We start from the raw sequence: 19341 nt of genomic DNA, 5'->3' as shown, positions 1-19341 counted from the left end.
CTAGCGAGAGCGGGGTGTTTTTTTATTGTAGGTTTGAAGATGTATGAGAGAGTTGTTAGATAAAATAATAAAGTGGGATGATAGACACACATTTTTAAAAATAGTATAAATATTAAAAAGTATGTGTTAGTAATCAAATTAATTAAAATCAGTTATTTATAAGTCAGTGAATAATCTATAATTTTTAGCAAGCATAATTAGGTTAAATAAATAATGGAATCAGTAAAAGCAATTATAATACCAGTTATAGCAGACTCAGTTTTAAGTCCTGATATTTACTATGGTAATGATATAACAGGAATTTATTTTTCAACACATGACGATCAATTTGGAAGAATTACATTTGATAAGTTTGATGCGATAAAAATTTGTCGTGGTGAAATGATGCCCTACAAATATGAGTGGGGAACAGATGAAAGTGGAACTTGGGTTTTTAGAATAGAAAACTCAAAATGGTTGGACGAAAGATTCAATTATGAAAAGGAAAATTATGGACTGTCATATGGGTTTGGTGAAAATGTAAATGAAATGCTTATAGACTTTAAGCATTATCTCTTCTCATTTCATGATCAGTTTATAGAGGTGATTGCAAGAGGGTTCTGGTTTGAAAAATCTGAAGAAAGTTTATTTAAACAACCGCTTCAATCAGAACATCCATTTTCAAAGTTACCAGAAATAAACTCTACAATCTTTAAGAATGAGAAAATAAAATATAAGGTTATTTTCAATCCAATTCCTCTTGAGCAACTCATTAATAATAGTCAATTTTGCCAGCAAGTATTGCTTGAAATTTCAACTGAGTTTCGAGGGGAATATTCAATTGAATATACTTTATTTCTCATGCAGCGACAGGGAAAATTAATCAGTGTATTGAGAAGCTTTTACGGAAAATCAATTTTTGAAAAAAATGGAATAGCATGTATAGATGATATAAAACTATTGATAGAAAAGGAAATATTTAAATAGTATTTATGTCAACTTTGTATGAGGTAGGTTGGTATGGAAAACTTAGTTATTTATTTTTTTGACTAACGTAAGAAGTCAAATGAGTACTTTGAAAGTCGTACAAATCCCAAAATATTGAGGAATAATTTTAAAGAGTAATGTAAGAAAATGAGAATTAAACTATATCCAAATTTTAACGAAGTTTTTATCGATGACACTCTAAAAGGGATATTTTATCCATTATGTAGCGTAGTATTGGATCAGTATCCCGAAAATGTATTCCATTTTGTTTCTTCAAACGGGCTCTGGATCAATGAAGGCTTTGAAACGGAATATAACACTTTTCATTACACTCAATTTAACCTTATAGAAAATAAATATAAATTTAAAGGCAGTAAAGAACTTTATAAAGGTGCAGAACAAGCTCAAAATATTTTTGATAGATTAGAAAAAGATTTCGAGCATAATGGAAAACATTATTTAAAGACAAAAACAAGCACGGATGATTACATTGAAAACCAAAAACGAAATCTGAACTTAAAAGCAGATGATGAGTTCGACGCAGATTATTATTTACAAACATTTTATGAGTTTTCAATTAACAAATTGAATTTTGAATTGACCAATGAATTTGGTGCGTTTAAAAATGTAATAGAGGGTTGGATTAAAAATGATCAACTTAGCTCAATTGTTTATGACATTTCTTCAAATAATTCAAGTTTTACAGACATCGAGATGAATGCTGTGTATTTATTTCCAGAAAGTATTAATATTTCTGACAATGAAAAAATAGGACAGGTTATAGGTTGTGAATTTTTTACTGATGGCAATGACAGTAATTTGCTTTACAATAAAAATGATGGAACAATCTTGAATATTAATAGTTACTCTTAGATTAAAAGCCGCTGTATGCCTAAAAAGCGGATTTGGTTGCACTTGGTGGATAATGTTATTAGATTAAAAGCCGCTGTATGCCTAAAAAGCGGATTTGGTTGCACTTGGTGGATAATGTTATGCTAGTAAAGGCTTAAAGTCAGGCAGTAAAATAAATGATAAAACAGCAAGAAAAATTGAGTCCATTGCAAGTTGAAAAGCTATTAAAAACCTTAGCACAGCGTTTTCAGCAGCATACGGAACGACATGCACAAATGAGCTGGGATTTTGTTCAAAAACAACTTTTGCTTTGTCCTGAAAAGTTATGGGCTTTACAACAAATGGAAATGACTGGCGGTGAGCCTGATGTGGTTGTTTTACCGAACACAGAAGGTGTGTATTTTTTTGATTGTGCAATTGAGTCACCAAAAGGGCGGCGTAGTCTGTGTTATGACCGAGAGGCATTACTCAGTCGCAAGGATCATCCTCCTGAAGATACGGTGATCGATTGGGTAAATAAGCATGCCTTAGCACTAATGACGGAACAACAGTATTATGCTCTACAGCAGATCTTTAATTTTGACTTAAAAACATCCAGCTGGGTCGAAACACCAACGATATTACGTCAGCAAGGTGGGGCGATCTTTTGTGACCAGCGTTATGGGCGTACATTTACCTATCATAATGGTGCTGGCTCATATTATGCGAGTCGTGGGTTTCGAACCTATATCAAACTTTAATTGTTAAAAATTGACAGCGTGAAATCCTAAGATTCTGTCGAGTTTTTTTATATTTTGGTGTTTAGATATAACTGCTGTTATATCCTACATATTGATATTTAAGTTAATTATTTTTAGTTTTCGTTTAAGAAATTGTATGCCTATCCAACGATGAAATTCATGTTACTAAACGAAAGATCTGTCATAGATGATGAAATGATATGTGCGCTATTTATAAGAGCGCTAAATTTATATGATCGTTACTCAGCTAATGAATATGTATTTTATAAAATGAGCTTTTGTTTTGTTGATTCGAAAAAAACGGCAAGATCACTTGCCGTTTTTTATTAAAGGTTTGGATTAGAAGTTATATTCCATACCTAAGCCAATAACAGTTTTCTTTTTCTCTGGTGTAGATGTAGTTGACCAATCACGCTTTTGTTGACCAACAACACCGTAGAAGCGAGCTTGCTTATTGATGTTGTAATCAGCGCCAATTCCGTAAAGATCTTGTTTACGATCATCACGGCCATCTAGTTCTGTTGTTGCAGAAATATATTCAGCTTTTAGCTTAATCGGTGTAGAAGGAATCGCATATGCAGCAGTGATGCCATAAGCATTTTCTTTCAAGCCTTTGAACGATGTTGCTGTAGTACCAGAAGTGGTTGCAACAGTGTCATCAGACGGTTTAGCAGTTTGCCATAATGCACCAAATACTAAGCCATCAAGACCCGCAGGTTTCAAGTCTACAGAACCTGTAACACGGATTGCGTCAGAGTAGATTGTGTTGCTACCTAATTCAGAGTTATATGCATTATATTTAGATGCAACACCGAAGTTACCTGCAACAGCAGCAGCAAAACCGTAGTCTTTGTTGTCATAAGTAAGTGATGTAGAGATACCATCACCGAAACTATCACGGCTACCTTTTTGACCTTTAGCATCATTTTTTAAAGCAGATGATTCTTCACCTTGCTGGAACATGATGTTGAAAGCTAAACCAGCCAATAATTTTTTATCAGTTTCAAAACCGATCACGTTTTTTAAACGATCTTCACCAACTAAAATCGCAGTCATATCGAGTTCGTTGTGATCGTTGAAGATATCTTGGTTGTTACCAGCAGCATTTTTGAAATATGAATCAAACTGACCAACTTTTAAAGTTGCAATACCGTCTGATTTAATCCCCACGAAACGGTTACGGTTAGTGAAAGCATCGCCATCACCATCAGCACTGATTTGCCATTCTGCCAAGTAAACAGCAGACAATTTATCTGTTAATTTCTCTTCGCCTTTAACACCAATACGAGAAGCGTTAGAGTTTACTTTAGTTACGCTTTCGTCTTTAAAGCCATTCTTATCAATTTGATCTAAAGTTACGTTGAATTTACCATACAATGTTGGCGCTGCTTGAGCTGCGCTTATGCTAAGGGTGGCGATTGCTGCAGCGAGTAGCACTTTTTTCATTGAGATTTCTCCAAAACATGTTCAATGGGTTTGCAGTTACTTTTTTTATTCAGTAAGTGTGGGTTTGTGCACTACTTACTAACTTGCATGCAGTATCTGTAAACTTTGTTACATATCAGTGAAGAAAAAATGACAATTTAATGACGAAAATTTAACATTTGTGTAATTTAAATAAAAAAATGAGGCTTGATTAGCCCCATTGATTCTAAAAAGATTTTGAATTAAGCCAGTGCAGCCTTAATTTTTTCAGCAAACCCTTTAATTTTTTCCTGATCGCCCATTTGAATAGCATGACGACCTAATTCATGCACCGAGCTCGGAATCAAATGAAAGTGTACATGAGGTACAGTTTGTCCAGCAGCAGCACCAGAAAGTTGCATCAATACAATACCTTGAGCATCCAAAGCTGTTTCAATGGCTTGTGCTATTTTTTGCACAATCTTGATTGTATAAGCTGCAATTTCAGGATCTAAGTCGAGCAATGTCACAGCTGGCGTCTTCGGAATAATTAGGGTATGCCCATCGGCTTGCGGCATGATATCCATAAATGCAAGCACATGATCATCTTCATAAACTTTAATTGCAGGAAGTTCACCACGTAAAATTCGTGCAAATATATTCTGATCATCATAAGCCATGTTTATTTCCTTGAAGGTGTGAATGTGATTATTTACAGTTCAATTCTTTCTGACGTTCCTTGATAGAGTCAAGTTTTTGCTGCTCTTTTTCAGAAAATTTAGGCTTACTTGTATAACAATTGTCATTATTATATTTTGCTTTTGCTTCAGGATCTTTAAAGCAGAACCCTTTTGATGCATAAATGACATTGTAATCATCTTGCAATTTTTTACATTCTTGGGTGTTATCAGCAAAAGCGTGACTAGCGACTAAAATAGATAAACTAGAAAGTGTAGCAATTACATATTTATTCATGATACGACCTCGAAATTGACATATTTACATGTCACTTAGTGTGATTATAAGGTTTAGTTGTGATTATTCAATGACGAAAAATTAATCTAATGTAATTTTGCTCCATGATTCATACATTTTTACGGCGGTAGAAAAATCGCTATCAGGCTCTGAAAGACTATTGGCTGCGGTAATTAAGCTTTGTGTTAAACCAAGAATAGGTGCTGATAATCTTGCATCACGAACTAAATCAATGGCAATACCTGTATCTTTTGCCAATAAGGGTAAAGCAAAGGTCAGTGGAAAGCTACGATTGAGGATGCGTTGCGGTAGTGCAGTTTCAGTCACACCACTTTTACCACTGGATGCATTGATACAATCAAGTGCTTCATTTAAATCTACCCCATGTGCTTTCAGCGTGGTAAATCCTTCAGCGGCAGCACATAAATGAACCGCCATCATCATATTATTTACAGCTTTTACTGCAAAGCCGGCACCTGAGTCACCAACACGTTTAATTAATTTACCCATCGCTTGCATTGCAGGTAGGGCAATTTGAAATGCTTCTGCCGAACCGCCGACCATAAAGGTCAGTGTTGCATTTTCAGCGCCAATGGTTTGGCCACTTACAGGTGCATCCAAGAAGTGAATATTATTTTTGAGAAGATACTCAGACTGTTTACGCGCAGCATCAGGTACACCACTGGTACAATCGACCCAAATCGCGCCATTTTTGATTTTTAAATCTTGGATTAAATCATCAATATCTTGGCTGGTCGGTAAACATGAAAAAATAATATCAGCTTGCACCGCTTGATCGAGTTCGACAGCTTGAGTACCAAACTCAGTTGCATGTTGCTTGGCCTTTGCAAAATTTCGATTCCACACATATACGGTATCAAAATGTTTGGGTAAATGTGCTGCCATACGATAGCCCATTGCGCCTAAACCAATAAATGCAACTGTAGTCTTCATATCTATCTCTTAAATTTTTGTCGATCTTTGTTCTAACCATCTGGACAGTGTAGGCCAAAATTCATCTGCACTTTTTTGACTAGACATTAGCCCTAAATGTCCCCCAGGAATAAGAGTAAACGTGACATCACTACTCTTTGTCAATTCGCTTAAAGGCTTAACTGCATCTGCGGTGACCATTTGATCATTTTTTCCAGCCCCAATCATCAATGAACAGTCGATATTGCGAAGTTCAATTTTATGGTTACTGAGCTGAATTGCCCCATTTTTCAGTGGATTTTGCAGCCAAACATTAAATAACATGTCTTGATTGACACCACCGGGGTAATCCACCATGTGATTTAAAAAATTTCCAAGGGTAGCGTGTTCATGTAAGAGCTCTTTGTCGTCTAGATTTAACAACAATTGTTTATGACCCTCATACCAACCCTTTGGATCTAAAATCTTAAAACCAATGGCATTGAGTAAGCCCGGGGTATGTATGAGTTTTTTCGGTAAACCACCTTTATATAACGTATCTTTCAGTTTTTGATTCTTTATAATCAAATTATTTATTTTTTGATAAAGTTTACCGATACCACCCGATGCATAACTGTCAATTGGGCTGGCCAGTATAATTAAGTTTTTAACATAATTGGGTTGACGTAATGCCGTGTAAAGTAATACAAAAATGCCGGCCATGCTCCAGCCATGCAATGAGATTTGCTCACTTTGAGCATGTTCTCGAATTTTATTAATGCATAACGGCATAGCTTCATCAATAAAATATAAAAAGTTTAAGTTGCGATCCTGATAACTGAGTTTTCCCCAGTCCAATAAATACACATCATAGCCTTGTTCGGTAAAATATTTGATAAGTGAACGATAAGGGTAGAGGTCGTAAATTGCCATATTGATTGACAATGGCGCTGTAAAAACCAAAGGTTCCTTAAATTTTTTTTCAGCAGCTGCGTAGTAACGCACTTTGGTTTGATGATGCTCCGCAATAATTTCATAAGGGGTACTTTGAGATAAAACCAATGACTTACCATTGAAGATACGAGTGGTTAGATTCTTCAATTTGGATTTGCGCTGTTGGAACTTAGCTGATACTTGTGTCATAAGCGGTGATTGTCTCATTTTTATGCAGATTTAAGCGAAGTGTATGTGATAATTTACGATTTTACCTTGACCTTAAATACATAGGGCGCTCAAAATGTTGGCAATATTTTACAAAGGCAGTTTTTGGACTGAGTAGTTGAAATGAGCCAGCACGACGACATTGAATACCAACTTGATACTTTAGCGATTCGTACAGGTCATACACGCAGTTTTGAAGGTGAACATAGTGAGCCAATTTTCCTCACTTCGTCATTTGTGTATGAAAATGCAGCGGAAGCAGCAGCAAAATTCTCTGGTGCTGAACCAGGTAATATTTATTCACGTTTTACCAATCCAACTGTAGCAATGTTTGAAACGCGTTTAGCTGCACTAGAAGGTGGTGAACGGGCTGTGGCAACAAGTTCAGGTATGGCTGCAATCATGGCCGTTGCAATGTCGTTCTTAAAAGCAGGCGATCATGTGATTTGTTCACGTGCTGTTTTTGGTTCTACAGTTTCATTATTTGAAAAATATGTTGCTAAATTTAATGTCGCAGTGACTTTTGTTGATTTAACTGATTTAACAGCTTGGCAAGACGCGGTACGTCCTGAAACTCGATTACTGTTTGTTGAGTCACCTTCAAATCCATTGGCTGAAGTCGCAGATATTCAAGCATTATCAGATTTAGCACATGCAAATGATGCTTTATTGGCGATTGATAACAGTTTTTGCACACCAATTTTGCAGCGTCCATTACAATTTGGTGCAGATTTAGTGATTTACTCTGCCACCAAATATCTAGATGGACAAGGTCGTGCACTGGGTGGTGCTGTGGTCGGTAATCACAAATTACTTGAAGAAGTATTTGGTTATGTTCGTACCACTGGCCCATCTATGAGTCCATTCAATGCATGGGTCTTTTTGAAAGGTTTAGAAACCTTAAGACTGCGTATGAAAGCGCATTCTGAAAGTGCACAAAAAATTGCCGAGTGGTTGGTTGCTCATCCAAAAGTGGAAAAGGTTTATTTTGCTGGCTTAGCAGATCATGTTGGGCATGAGTTAGCAGCCAAACAACAAACTGGTTTTGGTGGAATCGTTTCTTTTGAAGTGCAAGGTGAACGAGAAGGTGCTTGGAAAGTTATTGACCATACACAATTTATCTCGATTACAGGTAATTTAGGTGATGCTAAGTCAACAATTACCCATCCAGCAACAACGACTCATGGTAAGCTTTCTCCTGAAGCAAAAGCAGCAGCGGGTATTCGTGAAGGTTTAATCCGTTTGTCTGTTGGCTTAGAAGATGTCGATGATATTATCCGTGACCTTTCTCATGGATTAGATTTAATTTAAGATAAGCAAAATTTGTAAAAGAGTTTCTTTCATTTTCTTCTAGGCTTTTAAAAAACTAGCCATGAAAGTGCAAGACAGAGATTTAATTTAGGACTTTTGTTCGGAGTATTTTATGAACATTAATATGCTTATGCAGCAAGCGCAACGTATGCAGAAAGATATGGAAAGCAACGTTAAAAAGGCAAAAGAACAACTTGCCCAGACTGAAGTGAATGCTGAAGCTGGTGGCGGTTTGGTAAAAGTAACAATGACTTGCCGTAATGTTGTTAAGCGTATCGAAATCAGTCCAGATTTGTTACAAGACGATCCAGATATGATTGAAGATTTGATTGCAGCAGCAATGAATGACGCGGCTCGCCAAGCTGAAGTCATTACAGAAGCGAAGATGAAAGAAGCCAATTCAGGTATGGGTTTACCACCAGGTCTTTCAGGTTTGTTCTAAGGAATCATAGGTGTTTAGCGACCGTTTTGATCAACTCGTACAAGCTTTACGAATCTTACCCAGTGTTGGGCCGAAATCGGCTCAACGTATGGCACTCCATCTGATCATGAAAAATAAAGAAGGTGCTATTGGTTTGGCGCATGCGCTAAACGAAGCAACTTCCTATATTCATGAGTGTAGTGTTTGTCATTCTTTAACTGAAAATGAAGTCTGTGATATTTGTTGCTCAAATGATCGGGATGATCAGCTGCTTTGTGTGGTTGAGTCTCCTGCAGATGTAATGGCAATAGAACAGTCTGGTAGCTTTAGAGGCAAATATCATGTATTGGGTGGACATTTGTCGCCTTTAGATGGTATTGGTCCTGAAGAAATAGGTATTCCATATTTAGTGCAGCGTTTAACCGATGGTAAAATTACTGAAGTAATTTTAGCCACCAATGCAACTGTAGAAGGACAAGCGACTGCGCATTATCTTGTAGAAGCGACAAAACATTTGTCTTTGCAAATGACGCGGATCGCACAAGGTGTGCCACAAGGTGGTGAATTGGAATATGTGGATAGTCATACGTTGAGTCAGGCTGTTCATAATCGCATGAGAATGAAATAGCGATCTTAGACTTGCTACCATTTAGAGTTTGTTGAGCTTGAAAGTTTAGCGTAAATGCGATAACGATTAAAAGATCAACAAACTCTGTCACATTTAAAAATTATTTACATTCAATCTAAAATTTTTAGGTAAACTCAAGCTAAAGCAATGATTAGCCATGTTATTTATTACTTTAAAATATACTTTTATTAAGTTGTAAAACCTATATATAAAATAAATATTCACAAGAAACTTTATTGAAAAATAAGGTGTTTACGGAGAATTAGTTTAAAAATATTATATTTAAATTTTATATATTAAGGTAAAATCATATTTCATTTGAATGTAACATTTTGACTTAAACTGACATGTTTCAATTTATTAATCAACAGACCGATCTCGAACATGTGTTGAATTTGATGCAACATACTTCGACTTATGGTCTAGACACTGAATTTATTAAAGTCGACACACTTTGGCCAAAACTCGGTGTATTCCAAATTAATGTCAATGGTCAAGTATTTTTGCTCGACGGCACAACCTTAAATTTAGATCGTTTTTGGTTTCAACTTTTTCAAGCGCAGCAAAATATTTTTCATGCTTGTGGAGAAGATATTGATCTCATTTATCATTATGCAGATCAGAAAAATCTGAAAAATGTCTTCGATACCCAAGTAGGGTTGTCTTTTTTAGGACATGGTCTACAAGTCAGTTATCAAAATGCATTGAAATTGGTGTTAGAGATTGATATTGATAAAGATCAAACACGTTCAGATTGGCTGGCTCGGCCGTTAACAGATGAACAAATGAATTATGCAGCCAATGATGTTTTATACATTATGCGTTTGGCTGAAAAAGTAAAAGCTGAATTGGTCGAGAAAAGCTTATATTCACATGTGCTTGAAGATTGTCAAAATTTAACCTTTGAAATCGCTTCAGAAACACCAAAAGAAAAATTATATTGTGATATTGGTAATTATCGTCATTCCAGAAAACAATTGATGCAATTGCAACAATTAAGTGTTTGGCGTGAAGAAATGGTCAAAGCACTCAATCAACCACGTAGCTTTATTCTAAAAAATGCCACGATGATTGATTTGGTTGAAGTCAATCCTAAAAATAATTTTCAATTGTCCTCTGTGAAGGGAATACGTCCAAATATTGTGCGTGAACATGGAAAAACAATTTTAGATTTATTGAAGTTTCTGCCTGAAACTGATGAGTGGCCACTGCGTATTGCACGACCAATCAAGCATTCTTCTCAGGGAATCACCCTTGAAGTAGATGAGTTAATTTCTCAGGTTTCATTTGAAATGCAAGTACCTAAAGAAGTACTTATGCGTAAAAAATGGTTAAATGCCTTGTATCATCATGTGGTATTTCATGGCAATGAACAGGATTTACCTGGTTATTTGTTGGGGTGGCGCTATGAATTGCTTACCCAGCCACTTATCCATCTGTTACAAGAAGATATTAAGTTTTTAAGTATGCAGATGAAGGTCAATGAATAGCGGCTGTTGCTGCTGTTGTTTAGATGAATAATCACCAATAGCCAAGAAAGCTTACTGTGTTATTGTTGATCAAAGATTTAGCAATTGGACATAAATAACGACTGATGCGTTAACTTTCGATAATGTATCCGTCGTTTTTTTCATGTATGCTGTCAACTAAGTTTTACTGAAGCTGTTGTTTAAAATGCATTGTGATATTTATAAATCGAGCAAAAAAGATGAAATGTATCTTTATGTGGCTCGCCCAAATCATCCAAATACAGACGAAAGTGCAGATCCCTTAGCGGCTCTTTCTGAGCCACTACGTGTTGCCTTTGGTCGTGCAACGCATGTAATGCATCTTGAACTGAGCGAAGCTCGACCTTTGGCACGTGTAAATGTGTTACATGTAATCGATTCACTCAATACAAAAGGCTTCTTTATTCAAATGCCGCCAGAAGGTTTAATTAACCCAAATGCGGTTGAACCAGAGGGATTACGTGGTGCTTGATCAGTTATCAGGAATATGGGCAAATTTTTTAGATCTATTTGATGCTATCCCAGAAGATAATATCGCAATAACCGTCTATATTCTTGGGACGCTGTTGATTTTATGGTGCTGGTATTCGATTTCAAAACGATTGCCATCGCCACTTGGTGGTATTACATGGATCATTGTATTTGCCGTTCTTGCAACCCCGACCATTTCTGAAGGACCAAACTCAGCGATTGCGCCAGCAATATTTGGACTGTTATTTGGTATTCTGACCAAGGATTCACCATTGATTTGGTCAAATCTTGCCTTAATTACATTTGTCATGGGTATTGGTTTAGTCATTGGATTTTTTTGGTCTAAATACAAAACCACGAAAAATACCCAAGCAAGCGCTGTAGCAAAAAATATTTCACCACTTTAAATAAAAAATAAAGGTAAGTTATGTCTGTCGATTCTCAACAATTCACAGGTACTGAACAGTATATCGCAACGGATAGTTTAAAACTGGCTGTAAAAGCAGCTCGAGCATTGCAAAAGCCATTATTGGTGAAAGGCGAACCTGGTACAGGTAAAACCTTATTGGCTGAACAAGTTGCTGAGAGTCTAGGTCTTAAATTAATTACTTGGCACATTAAATCTACAACCAAAGCACAGCAAGGTTTGTATGAATATGATGCAGTTTCTCGTTTACGTGATAGCCAGTTGGGTGATGACCGTGTTTACGATATTAAAAACTACATCAAACCAGGTAAGTTGTGGGATGCATTTACCAGCGAAGAACGCTGTGTATTGTTGATTGATGAAATAGACAAAGCAGATATTGAATTCCCAAATGACTTGCTACATGAATTAGACAAAATGTCATTTTTTGTCTATGAAACAGGCGAAACCATTACTGCAACCCAACGTCCAATCGTAATCATTACCTCAAATAATGAAAAAGAACTGCCAGACGCATTTTTACGTCGTTGTTTTTTCCATTATATTGAATTTCCTGATGAAGCAACGATGCGTGAAATTATCGCAGTTCATTTTCCGAATATCTCTGGAACACTGGTTTCAGAAGCATTACAAGTCTTCTTTAAATTACGCCAAGTGCCTGGCTTAAAAAAACCACCTTCAACATCTGAATTGATTGACTGGTTAAGCTTGTTAATGGCAGATGATATGCCAGAAGACATTTTGCGTAATCATGATAAATCAAAAGCGATTCCACCTTTATATGGTGCATTGATTAAAAATGAGCAAGATGTACAGTTGCTTGAACGCTTAGCCTTTATGTCACGTCGTTAATGAGGAGATCGCAACATGTTTGTGCGATTATTTTATACCCTCAGAAAATATGGTGTTCCAGTTTCAACACGAGAACTCATTGATCTCAACCAAGCAGTTAGTGAAGGCTTGGTTTTTGCCGATCAAGATGATTTTTATCAATTAGTAAAGACTGTCATGGTCAAAGATGAACGCTTCTTTGACAAATTTGACCGTGCCATGAAAGATTATTTTGAAGGTATCCATACTTTTGATATCGATGATCTGCTCAGCAAAGTTCAAAAACTTCCCAAAGACTGGTTTGATTTAGAGTTACTTGAAAAACATCTCACACCTGAACAGCGTGCTGAATTGCTGAAAGCAGGTTCGCTTGAAGAACTGATGAAGATGTTGGAAGAGCGTTTGCGTGAACAACACAAAAAACATCAAGGTGGCAACCGTATGGTTGGCACAGGTGGAACTTCACCGTTTGGTGCTTTTGGTGACCATCCTGAAGGCGTGAGAATTGGTGGCCCGAGCCGTAAAAATTCAGCAGTAAAAGTTTGGGAACAGCGTAAATATCAAAATTTGGATGATGAACAAATTTTAGGTACTCGACAAATGCAAATGGCTTTACGTCGATTACGTAAGTTTGCTCGTCAAGGCGCTGCAGAAGAATTAGACATTAACAGCACCATTTATGAAACTGCCAAACAGGGCATTTTAGATGTACAAATGGTGCCTGAACGGCGTAACCGAATTAAAGTTTTGATGTTGTTTGATGTGGGGGGATCGATGGATTCACACATTGCTCAATGTGAAAAATTGTTTAGTGCGGCAAAAACTGAATTTAAAACCTTAGAATATTTTTATTTCCATAACTGTCTATATGACTATGTGTGGAAAGATAATCATCGTCGTTCTTCTACCCGAATGAATACATGGGATTTATTCAATACCTATGGTAAAGACTATCGTGTAATTGTGGTGGGTGATGCAAGTATGGCACCTTATGAGCTGAAATCGGTCGGTGGTTCTGTTGAATATATGAATGATGAAGCAGGAGACGTATGGTTACGCCGCTTGCGCAATCATTTTGAAAAAACAGCATGGTTAAATCCAGAAGAGCAAGGTTATTGGCATTACACGCAAACCATCGCATTAATTAAACAATTATTCGACGATCATATGTTTCCAATGACCCTTAAAGGTATTGAGGATATGACGAAATATTTGTCACGATAAATTATTCTCAAGCAAAGTTGTTATTCATAAATTCAACGGCTGATTTATTAAATAGGGAAAGAAATGGATCATCAAATAAATGGTATTGCATTACCAAATGAACAAGGCTTTTTTGGTGAATATGGTGGTCAATTTATTCCACCTCATTTAAAAGAAGCAATGGATGAAATCAATGTTGCATATGAAGAAATCCGTAAAACGCCTGAATTTCAAAATGAATTGGCTGATTTATTTGCCAACTATGTAGGTCGTCCTAGTCCTTTATTTCATGCAAGACGTCTTTCTGATCAATTGGGTGGCGCACAAATCTATTTAAAGCGTGAAGACTTAAATCATACAGGCGCACATAAAATTAACCATTGTTTGGGCGAAGCTTTGCTTGCCAAATATATGGGTAAAACTAAAGTAATTGCAGAAACAGGTGCTGGTCAACATGGCGTTGCACTTGCAACCGCATGTGCTTTGGTTGGTATTCCATGTGAAATTCATATGGGGCAGGTGGATATTGAAAAAGAGCATCCCAATGTTGTGAAAATGAAGATTTTGGGTGCAAAACTGGTTTCAGTCACTCAAGGTACTGCAACACTCAAAGATGCTGTAGATAGCGCATTTGAAGAGTATTTAAAAGACCCTAAAAACTTTATTTATGCGATTGGTTCTGTGGTTGGACCACATCCTTTCCCAAAAATGGTACGTGATTTCCAATCTATTATCGGCAATGAAATTAAAGTTCAAACCCAAGATCGCTTTGGCGCACAACCTGATTATGTGGTTGCGTGTGTAGGCGGTGGCTCAAATGCAATTGGCGCATTCACGGCATTTTTAAATGATGTAGAGGTTAAACTGGTTGGTGTGGAACCTGCTGGTCATGGTTTGGATACTCAACAACATTCAGCAACATTGACTTTAGGTAAACCAAGTCAGATTCATGGTATGGCATGTTATGTACTAGAGGATGAACAGGGTGCACCATTGCCTGTGCACTCGATTGCATCTGGTTTGGATTATCCAGGTGTAGGCCCTCAACATAGCTTCTTAAAAGATTTAGGCCGTGTGGAATATTCCACAGCAACAGATCAAGAGTGTTTAGATGCGTTTATGACCCTTTCGCGAGTAGAAGGGATTGTTCCTGCATTAGAAAGCTCTCATGCTGTGGCGTGGGCAATTCGTGAAGCGCCTAAATTGGCGAAAGAAATCAAAATTGTTGTAAACCTTTCAGGGCGTGGTGATAAAGATGCCGACTATGTTGCTGAAAAGTTAAATCTAAACTGATAAAGAATTGATTTGATCTAAAAACCTAGCTTTGGCTAGGTTTTTTATTTGTCTTGTCATAAGTTGTTAGGCTTAAACTAAGATAAAATACATCAGCGTAGACAACAATAGCTTAATTTATATATATTATAAAAATATACCAATTGGTATAATTTAAAAAAATCTTTTAATCATCATAGATTAATTTTTATTTTATAAAACGTTGAGATGTTACATTGGAAATCAAAAACCGAAAATATATAAATTATAATTTGTGGCAGCAAGAGCAAATCGCTAACGTAATGCCTATTTCCAAATTAACTGAAAAAGTACCTTTAAAAGAAAGTTTGGGTAGAAAATCTGCAGTGGATATTTATGCTACTTGTGCATACCCTAGTGTAGCTCTATCAAAAATTAGTGGTATGATGTTAAACATTAAAGATGACATTACTACACTTAAACAATATAAAGATATTAAAACTATATATTTTCTTCAAAGTTTAATGAATGGTGAAAACCCTTATTTAATCAAAGAAAAAAATGATTATATTTCAAGTATTGCTCCATATATAAAAATAGGCAGTATAGCGAATACGGTGATATCCTTAGAGCAACATTCACCTTGGTTTAGAGCATCTTATCTCAGTTCTGAAAAAGGTGATATGTTGATAGATATTAAAAAAGGAACTGGTGTTGTCAATATTGGAGCTGATTATCATGAAAAAGATTTAGTTTTAAAAAAAGATCATATTATTACAAATGCAAAAAAAGCCTTATTGAGGCAGGCAGGTGTAAATGAAATTGAAGTTTATAAAAAGATTCGGTTTGCTGTATTTTGTGTTGATTATGAACTTGAAAATTTGAATAAAAATTTTGAATTAGAATATATTCAGGATTGCATGCAAAGTTGGGGTTTTGATTTTGAAGTAATTAAAGTTAAACCATTCAAAAATGTCCCTCCCAATAGTGAAACTACGGATGAAAGCGTTGCTAATAATTTCGAAACCTATTCAAGAAATATCAAGCAAGTAACACAAAACTATGACTATATTGTTGCATGTGGGCTAGCAAATAATAATTATTTCAATCAAGTAGGCTTATTAAGATCCCTTAATGAATTAAGAAAGCTATATTCGCAAGGTGCATATAATCAGAAGGTACAACTGATAGGGAATCATTTCACATTATTTTCAGGGTCTTTACGAAGCCCTGTATATCGAGAAGATATAAAACTCTATAATGATCAAGGGCATTTGGTAGTTCAAAGAACGATGACTTATGAAGATAAAGCTGTAATGAGTTATATACCAGGTTATATTCTTGACATCATTGTAAATATGCATTTATTGGTGAAACCAACTATATTACAACGAATGTATCGAAAGCCTACTCTACCTGAATGGAAAATAGGAGTATTAAGCCACGATTATAGTTTTGATATCATTGAAGAGTATAAATACAAATTTTTATGGGCTTATGTATCACATACAACTTATGATGAAAGGCTTAGAATTGTAACCAAAGAAATTCCAGAACTTAAAATTATCAAAGTAGAAAATGAACGTCCCGATATGCTGAGTTTCTTTAGTGAATGTAATTGTTTTATCCCCGTGATAAATGAAGACATGCAACTCAAAGCAGGTGATTATTTCTATTATCTTGAAATATAAAACACGAATAATAAGATTTTAGGCACGAGTTGATCGATTTTTTCTAGATTTTTAATAACCAAAAGCAACATTAAAAGTTCAGCAGTACATATTGTTGAACTTTATTTAAAATAAATTTGACGTGAACGTAAGGTGGCCAATGAATATAAAAAATAGTGATTATGTCGGAAAAATTTTTAGCAAATTGGTAATGATAAGTAAAATAAAACCAAATCCTACTTTAACTGAAACAGTTTTACTTGAAGATTGTTTAGATAGGAGATTATCTGAAAATGTATGTGCGAATCAAAATTATCCATCGGTAGAATTATCCGCAATTTGTGGAAAAATGTTAAATATTCATCAAGATATTACCACAATTGAACAATTTAAAAAGATTGATTCGGTCCATTTCTATGGCGCATTACGTAACGGTAAAGATCCGTACAAGATAAAAATAAAAAATGAATATGAAACAGGTATTCCTCAATACATCAGGATGGGAACAATTGGGAATACAGTCATAACAACCGAACAGTTTCAGCCATGGTTTGATGCAGCTTTTCTAAGCGTTCAAAAAGATAATGCGTTGACTGAGATAAACAAAGGTAGTGGAGTGATTAAAGTAGGTGATGATTATAAAGAACAAGATATCATTTTAAAAAAAGACGATGTCATTACCAATACAAAAAAGGCTTTGCTGAGACAAGCTGGCATTGAATATATACAGGTTTATAAAAATACACGATTTGCAATATTGTGTGTAGATTACGAGCTTGATCATTTCAATAAAAATTTTGAATTGGAATACATTAAAGATTGTATGAAAAGTTGGGGGTATCGTTTTGAAGTGATAAAAATTAAGCCATCAAGATATGAGTCAAATAATCGTTCAATAGAAGATTTTGAAATCACAACTGATATTGAAACATATATTCAGAATATTAAAAAAGTTACAGAAGACTTTGATTATATCGTTGCATGCGGTCTGGCTGTAGATCAGCATCTTGTCCAATTGGGTCTATTTAGATCCATTAATGAGTTAAACGTATTAACTGAACAAGGTTTAGTTCATCAAAAAAGTTATTTGATTGGAAATTCTTTTAAGATGATGGTCGGCGGTTTAAGAAGTCCAATAAAAAAAGAAACGATTAAATATCTCAATGAAAAAGGAATTCCATTTTGCACGAGAACTAAAACTTATGAGGATCGGGCTATCGTAAGTTATATACCTGGCTATATTCTTGATATTATTATTAATATGCATATTTTTATAAAACCAACGATTCTCAGCCATCTATATAACAAACCGGTTCAACCTGAATGGAAAATTGGCGTTTTAAATCATGATTTTGACTATCAAGGAATTGCTGACAGTCAGCATAGATTTTTTTGGGGGTATGCGAGTGATGTGCATTATGGTAAAGATGGGGAAATGAGTACGACTAAGATTGCAGAAATTAAAATTATTAAAGTAGAAAATGAACGTCCCGATATGCTGAGTTTCTTTAGTGAGTGTAATTGTTTTATCCCCATGATAAATGAAGACATGCAACTTAAAGCTGGTGATTATTTCTATTATCTAGAAATTTAAAAAAGGTTTTACATGCAAGCTGAGCTGCCAATTTTCTATACACGATAAAAAAACCCTCCATCTGGAGGGTTATATTTTTATAATGTCACTTAACCTGAAATATATTGTCTTAACTGTTCAATCAATTTTCGTTGATCTTCCATCGTAGCTTTGACTAAATCGCCAATAGAAACAAATCCAACCAGCGTTTCACCTTCAATCACAGGTAAATGGCGTAGGTGTCCGTCAGTCATTAAATTTAAACATTCTTCAACAGTATGGCCACGTGTCACAGAAATCACTCTAGACGTCATAATTTCAGCGACCGTTGTATGGTCTGATGTACGCTGCATAAGCGCAATTTTACGCGTATAGTCGCGTTCTGAAAGGATTCCGACGACCTTTGTATCTTCAGTGACAACCACAGCACCAATACCTTTGTTTGCCATAAGTGTAATGGCTTCTAATACTGTGGCAGAGGGTGAAATCGTATAAATTTCACGACCAATCTTATCTTGGATTACTTGTGCTACTGTCGTCATAATTATTCTTCCTTTTCTAGGGTGCTTACCAATCTGCACACCTTTAACTTAACTGTATTTTTTAACTTTGCAAATACTTTGCAGTCATAAAAATATAAAGTTTATTTTTTACAACAATTTTAAACCGATAAAAATATATCTTCGCCTTTAAGCCGGTTGAAATTGAACATGACTATGAAAAAAGAAATGTTCCATTTGAGAGGTTGAGAGTTTAAATTTTCGAGATGAAGAATTAAACAATGCAGGCATGATATTGAGCCGTGTTAATGTAGGTAACAGCGATTCTCTAAAATCTTTAGGTGTTATTCTGCGAGGGGTGTAGTGAGGCCAATGAATCTTTGCATACTGATGGGCTTGAACAGCGTTTAGCCAAAAAGGAAAATAAACTTCATTTGAACCAGACTTCATTGCCCAGCCATCGTGGTAAAGTCCCCAAAGTACACCACAATACATGAGTGATTTTAAAATAGAAATTTTAATAAACAATTCATTCGA

General features: G+C 35.6%; 21 protein-coding genes. 14 read left to right on the top strand and 7 right to left on the bottom strand.

What is annotated here, in order from left to right; genetic code table 11:
* Positions 1-213: 213 nt before the first annotated feature.
* The 3 genes from GJV03_RS19620 (at position 214) to GJV03_RS19610 (ending at position 2558) form a co-directional block, all read left to right on the top strand.
* Positions 214-966 carry a hypothetical protein gene (locus tag GJV03_RS19620; RefSeq protein ID WP_105712431.1) on the top strand — a complete coding sequence of 251 codons (753 nt, stop codon included), beginning with the start codon at positions 214-216 and terminating at the stop codon, positions 964-966.
* Positions 967-1113: 147 nt separating this feature from the next.
* The gene (locus GJV03_RS19615; protein WP_154130912.1) at positions 1114-1839 is read left to right on the top strand and encodes a hypothetical protein; all 726 of its coding nucleotides are present in this window, start codon (positions 1114-1116) and stop codon (positions 1837-1839) included.
* A gap of 158 nt (positions 1840-1997) precedes the next feature.
* Positions 1998-2558 carry a DUF4256 domain-containing protein gene (locus GJV03_RS19610; RefSeq protein WP_353163139.1) on the top strand — a complete coding sequence of 187 codons (561 nt, stop codon included), beginning with the start codon at positions 1998-2000 and terminating at the stop codon, positions 2556-2558.
* 339 nt (positions 2559-2897) lie between these two features.
* On the opposite strand, the gene GJV03_RS19605 is transcribed toward GJV03_RS19610, so the two are convergent.
* From GJV03_RS19605 to GJV03_RS19585, 5 genes are all read right to left on the bottom strand, one after another.
* Positions 2898-4004: a porin gene (locus tag GJV03_RS19605; protein ID WP_154130910.1), complete on the bottom strand. Its 1107-nt coding sequence runs from the start codon at positions 4002-4004 to the stop codon at positions 2898-2900.
* Between the two features lie 221 nt (positions 4005-4225).
* On the bottom strand, positions 4226-4642 hold the full coding sequence (locus GJV03_RS19600) for an HIT family protein (protein WP_004719575.1): 417 nt from the start codon (positions 4640-4642) through the stop codon (positions 4226-4228).
* Between the two features lie 28 nt (positions 4643-4670).
* Entirely contained in the window at positions 4671-4937 is a 267-nt protein-coding gene (locus GJV03_RS19595; protein ID WP_004719576.1) for a YARHG domain-containing protein, read from the bottom strand.
* A gap of 81 nt (positions 4938-5018) precedes the next feature.
* Positions 5019-5891 carry an NAD(P)-dependent oxidoreductase gene (locus GJV03_RS19590; RefSeq protein WP_056511828.1) on the bottom strand — a complete coding sequence of 291 codons (873 nt, stop codon included), beginning with the start codon at positions 5889-5891 and terminating at the stop codon, positions 5019-5021.
* 9 nt (positions 5892-5900) lie between these two features.
* Positions 5901-6992 carry an alpha/beta fold hydrolase gene (locus GJV03_RS19585; protein WP_056511927.1) on the bottom strand — a complete coding sequence of 364 codons (1092 nt, stop codon included), beginning with the start codon at positions 6990-6992 and terminating at the stop codon, positions 5901-5903.
* 141 nt (positions 6993-7133) lie between these two features.
* On the opposite strand from GJV03_RS19585, the gene GJV03_RS19580 reads away from it, so the two are divergent.
* The 11 genes from GJV03_RS19580 (at position 7134) to GJV03_RS19530 (ending at position 18325) form a co-directional block, all read left to right on the top strand.
* On the top strand, positions 7134-8321 hold the full coding sequence (locus GJV03_RS19580; protein WP_154130909.1) for an O-succinylhomoserine sulfhydrylase: 1188 nt from the start codon (positions 7134-7136) through the stop codon (positions 8319-8321).
* Positions 8322-8433: 112 nt separating this feature from the next.
* Positions 8434-8763 (top strand): YbaB/EbfC family nucleoid-associated protein, encoded by a 330-nt coding sequence (locus tag GJV03_RS19575; RefSeq protein ID WP_004719585.1) that lies wholly within the window; start codon positions 8434-8436, stop codon positions 8761-8763.
* A 10-nt stretch (positions 8764-8773) separates the two neighbouring features.
* Positions 8774-9370 carry a recombination mediator RecR gene (gene recR, locus GJV03_RS19570; RefSeq protein WP_004719588.1) on the top strand — a complete coding sequence of 199 codons (597 nt, stop codon included), beginning with the start codon at positions 8774-8776 and terminating at the stop codon, positions 9368-9370.
* A 347-nt stretch (positions 9371-9717) separates the two neighbouring features.
* The gene (locus GJV03_RS19565; protein ID WP_016539239.1) at positions 9718-10860 is read left to right on the top strand and encodes an HRDC domain-containing protein; all 1143 of its coding nucleotides are present in this window, start codon (positions 9718-9720) and stop codon (positions 10858-10860) included.
* 184 nt (positions 10861-11044) lie between these two features.
* Entirely contained in the window at positions 11045-11350 is a 306-nt protein-coding gene (locus tag GJV03_RS19560; RefSeq protein ID WP_004822235.1) for a YcgL domain-containing protein, read from the top strand.
* Positions 11316-11756, top strand: a complete 441-nt coding sequence (locus GJV03_RS19555; RefSeq protein ID WP_042141307.1) for a hypothetical protein — start codon at positions 11316-11318, stop codon at positions 11754-11756. The genes GJV03_RS19560 and GJV03_RS19555 overlap by 35 nt, the downstream gene beginning before the upstream one ends.
* Positions 11757-11776: 20 nt before the next feature.
* Positions 11777-12628: a MoxR family ATPase gene (locus GJV03_RS19550; protein WP_004719598.1), complete on the top strand. Its 852-nt coding sequence runs from the start codon at positions 11777-11779 to the stop codon at positions 12626-12628.
* A 15-nt stretch (positions 12629-12643) separates the two neighbouring features.
* Complete coding sequence (locus tag GJV03_RS19545; RefSeq protein WP_004719601.1) at positions 12644-13831, top strand: VWA domain-containing protein; 1188 nt, start codon at positions 12644-12646, stop codon at positions 13829-13831.
* A gap of 63 nt (positions 13832-13894) precedes the next feature.
* Positions 13895-15103 carry a tryptophan synthase subunit beta gene (gene trpB, locus GJV03_RS19540; RefSeq protein WP_004719602.1) on the top strand — a complete coding sequence of 403 codons (1209 nt, stop codon included), beginning with the start codon at positions 13895-13897 and terminating at the stop codon, positions 15101-15103.
* 215 nt (positions 15104-15318) lie between these two features.
* Complete coding sequence (locus GJV03_RS19535) at positions 15319-16752, top strand: MoeA protein (RefSeq protein ID WP_154130908.1); 1434 nt, start codon at positions 15319-15321, stop codon at positions 16750-16752.
* A gap of 139 nt (positions 16753-16891) precedes the next feature.
* Positions 16892-18325 carry a MoeA protein gene (locus GJV03_RS19530; protein WP_154130907.1) on the top strand — a complete coding sequence of 478 codons (1434 nt, stop codon included), beginning with the start codon at positions 16892-16894 and terminating at the stop codon, positions 18323-18325.
* A gap of 89 nt (positions 18326-18414) precedes the next feature.
* Here GJV03_RS19530 and GJV03_RS19525 read toward each other — a convergent pair whose 3' ends face one another.
* A complete protein-coding gene (locus GJV03_RS19525; RefSeq protein WP_154130906.1) occupies positions 18415-18846 on the bottom strand; it encodes a CBS domain-containing protein in 432 nt (143 codons plus the stop codon).
* A gap of 147 nt (positions 18847-18993) precedes the next feature.
* Positions 18994-19341 (bottom strand): DUF2750 domain-containing protein (locus GJV03_RS19520; RefSeq protein ID WP_154130905.1); only part of this gene is annotated, 348 nt, incomplete at its 5' end.

This window comes from Acinetobacter sp. RIT698 (assembly GCF_009668065.1).
Classification (GTDB): domain Bacteria; phylum Pseudomonadota; class Gammaproteobacteria; order Pseudomonadales; family Moraxellaceae; genus Acinetobacter; species Acinetobacter guillouiae.
This window is presented reverse-complemented; position numbering and strand designations above follow the sequence as displayed.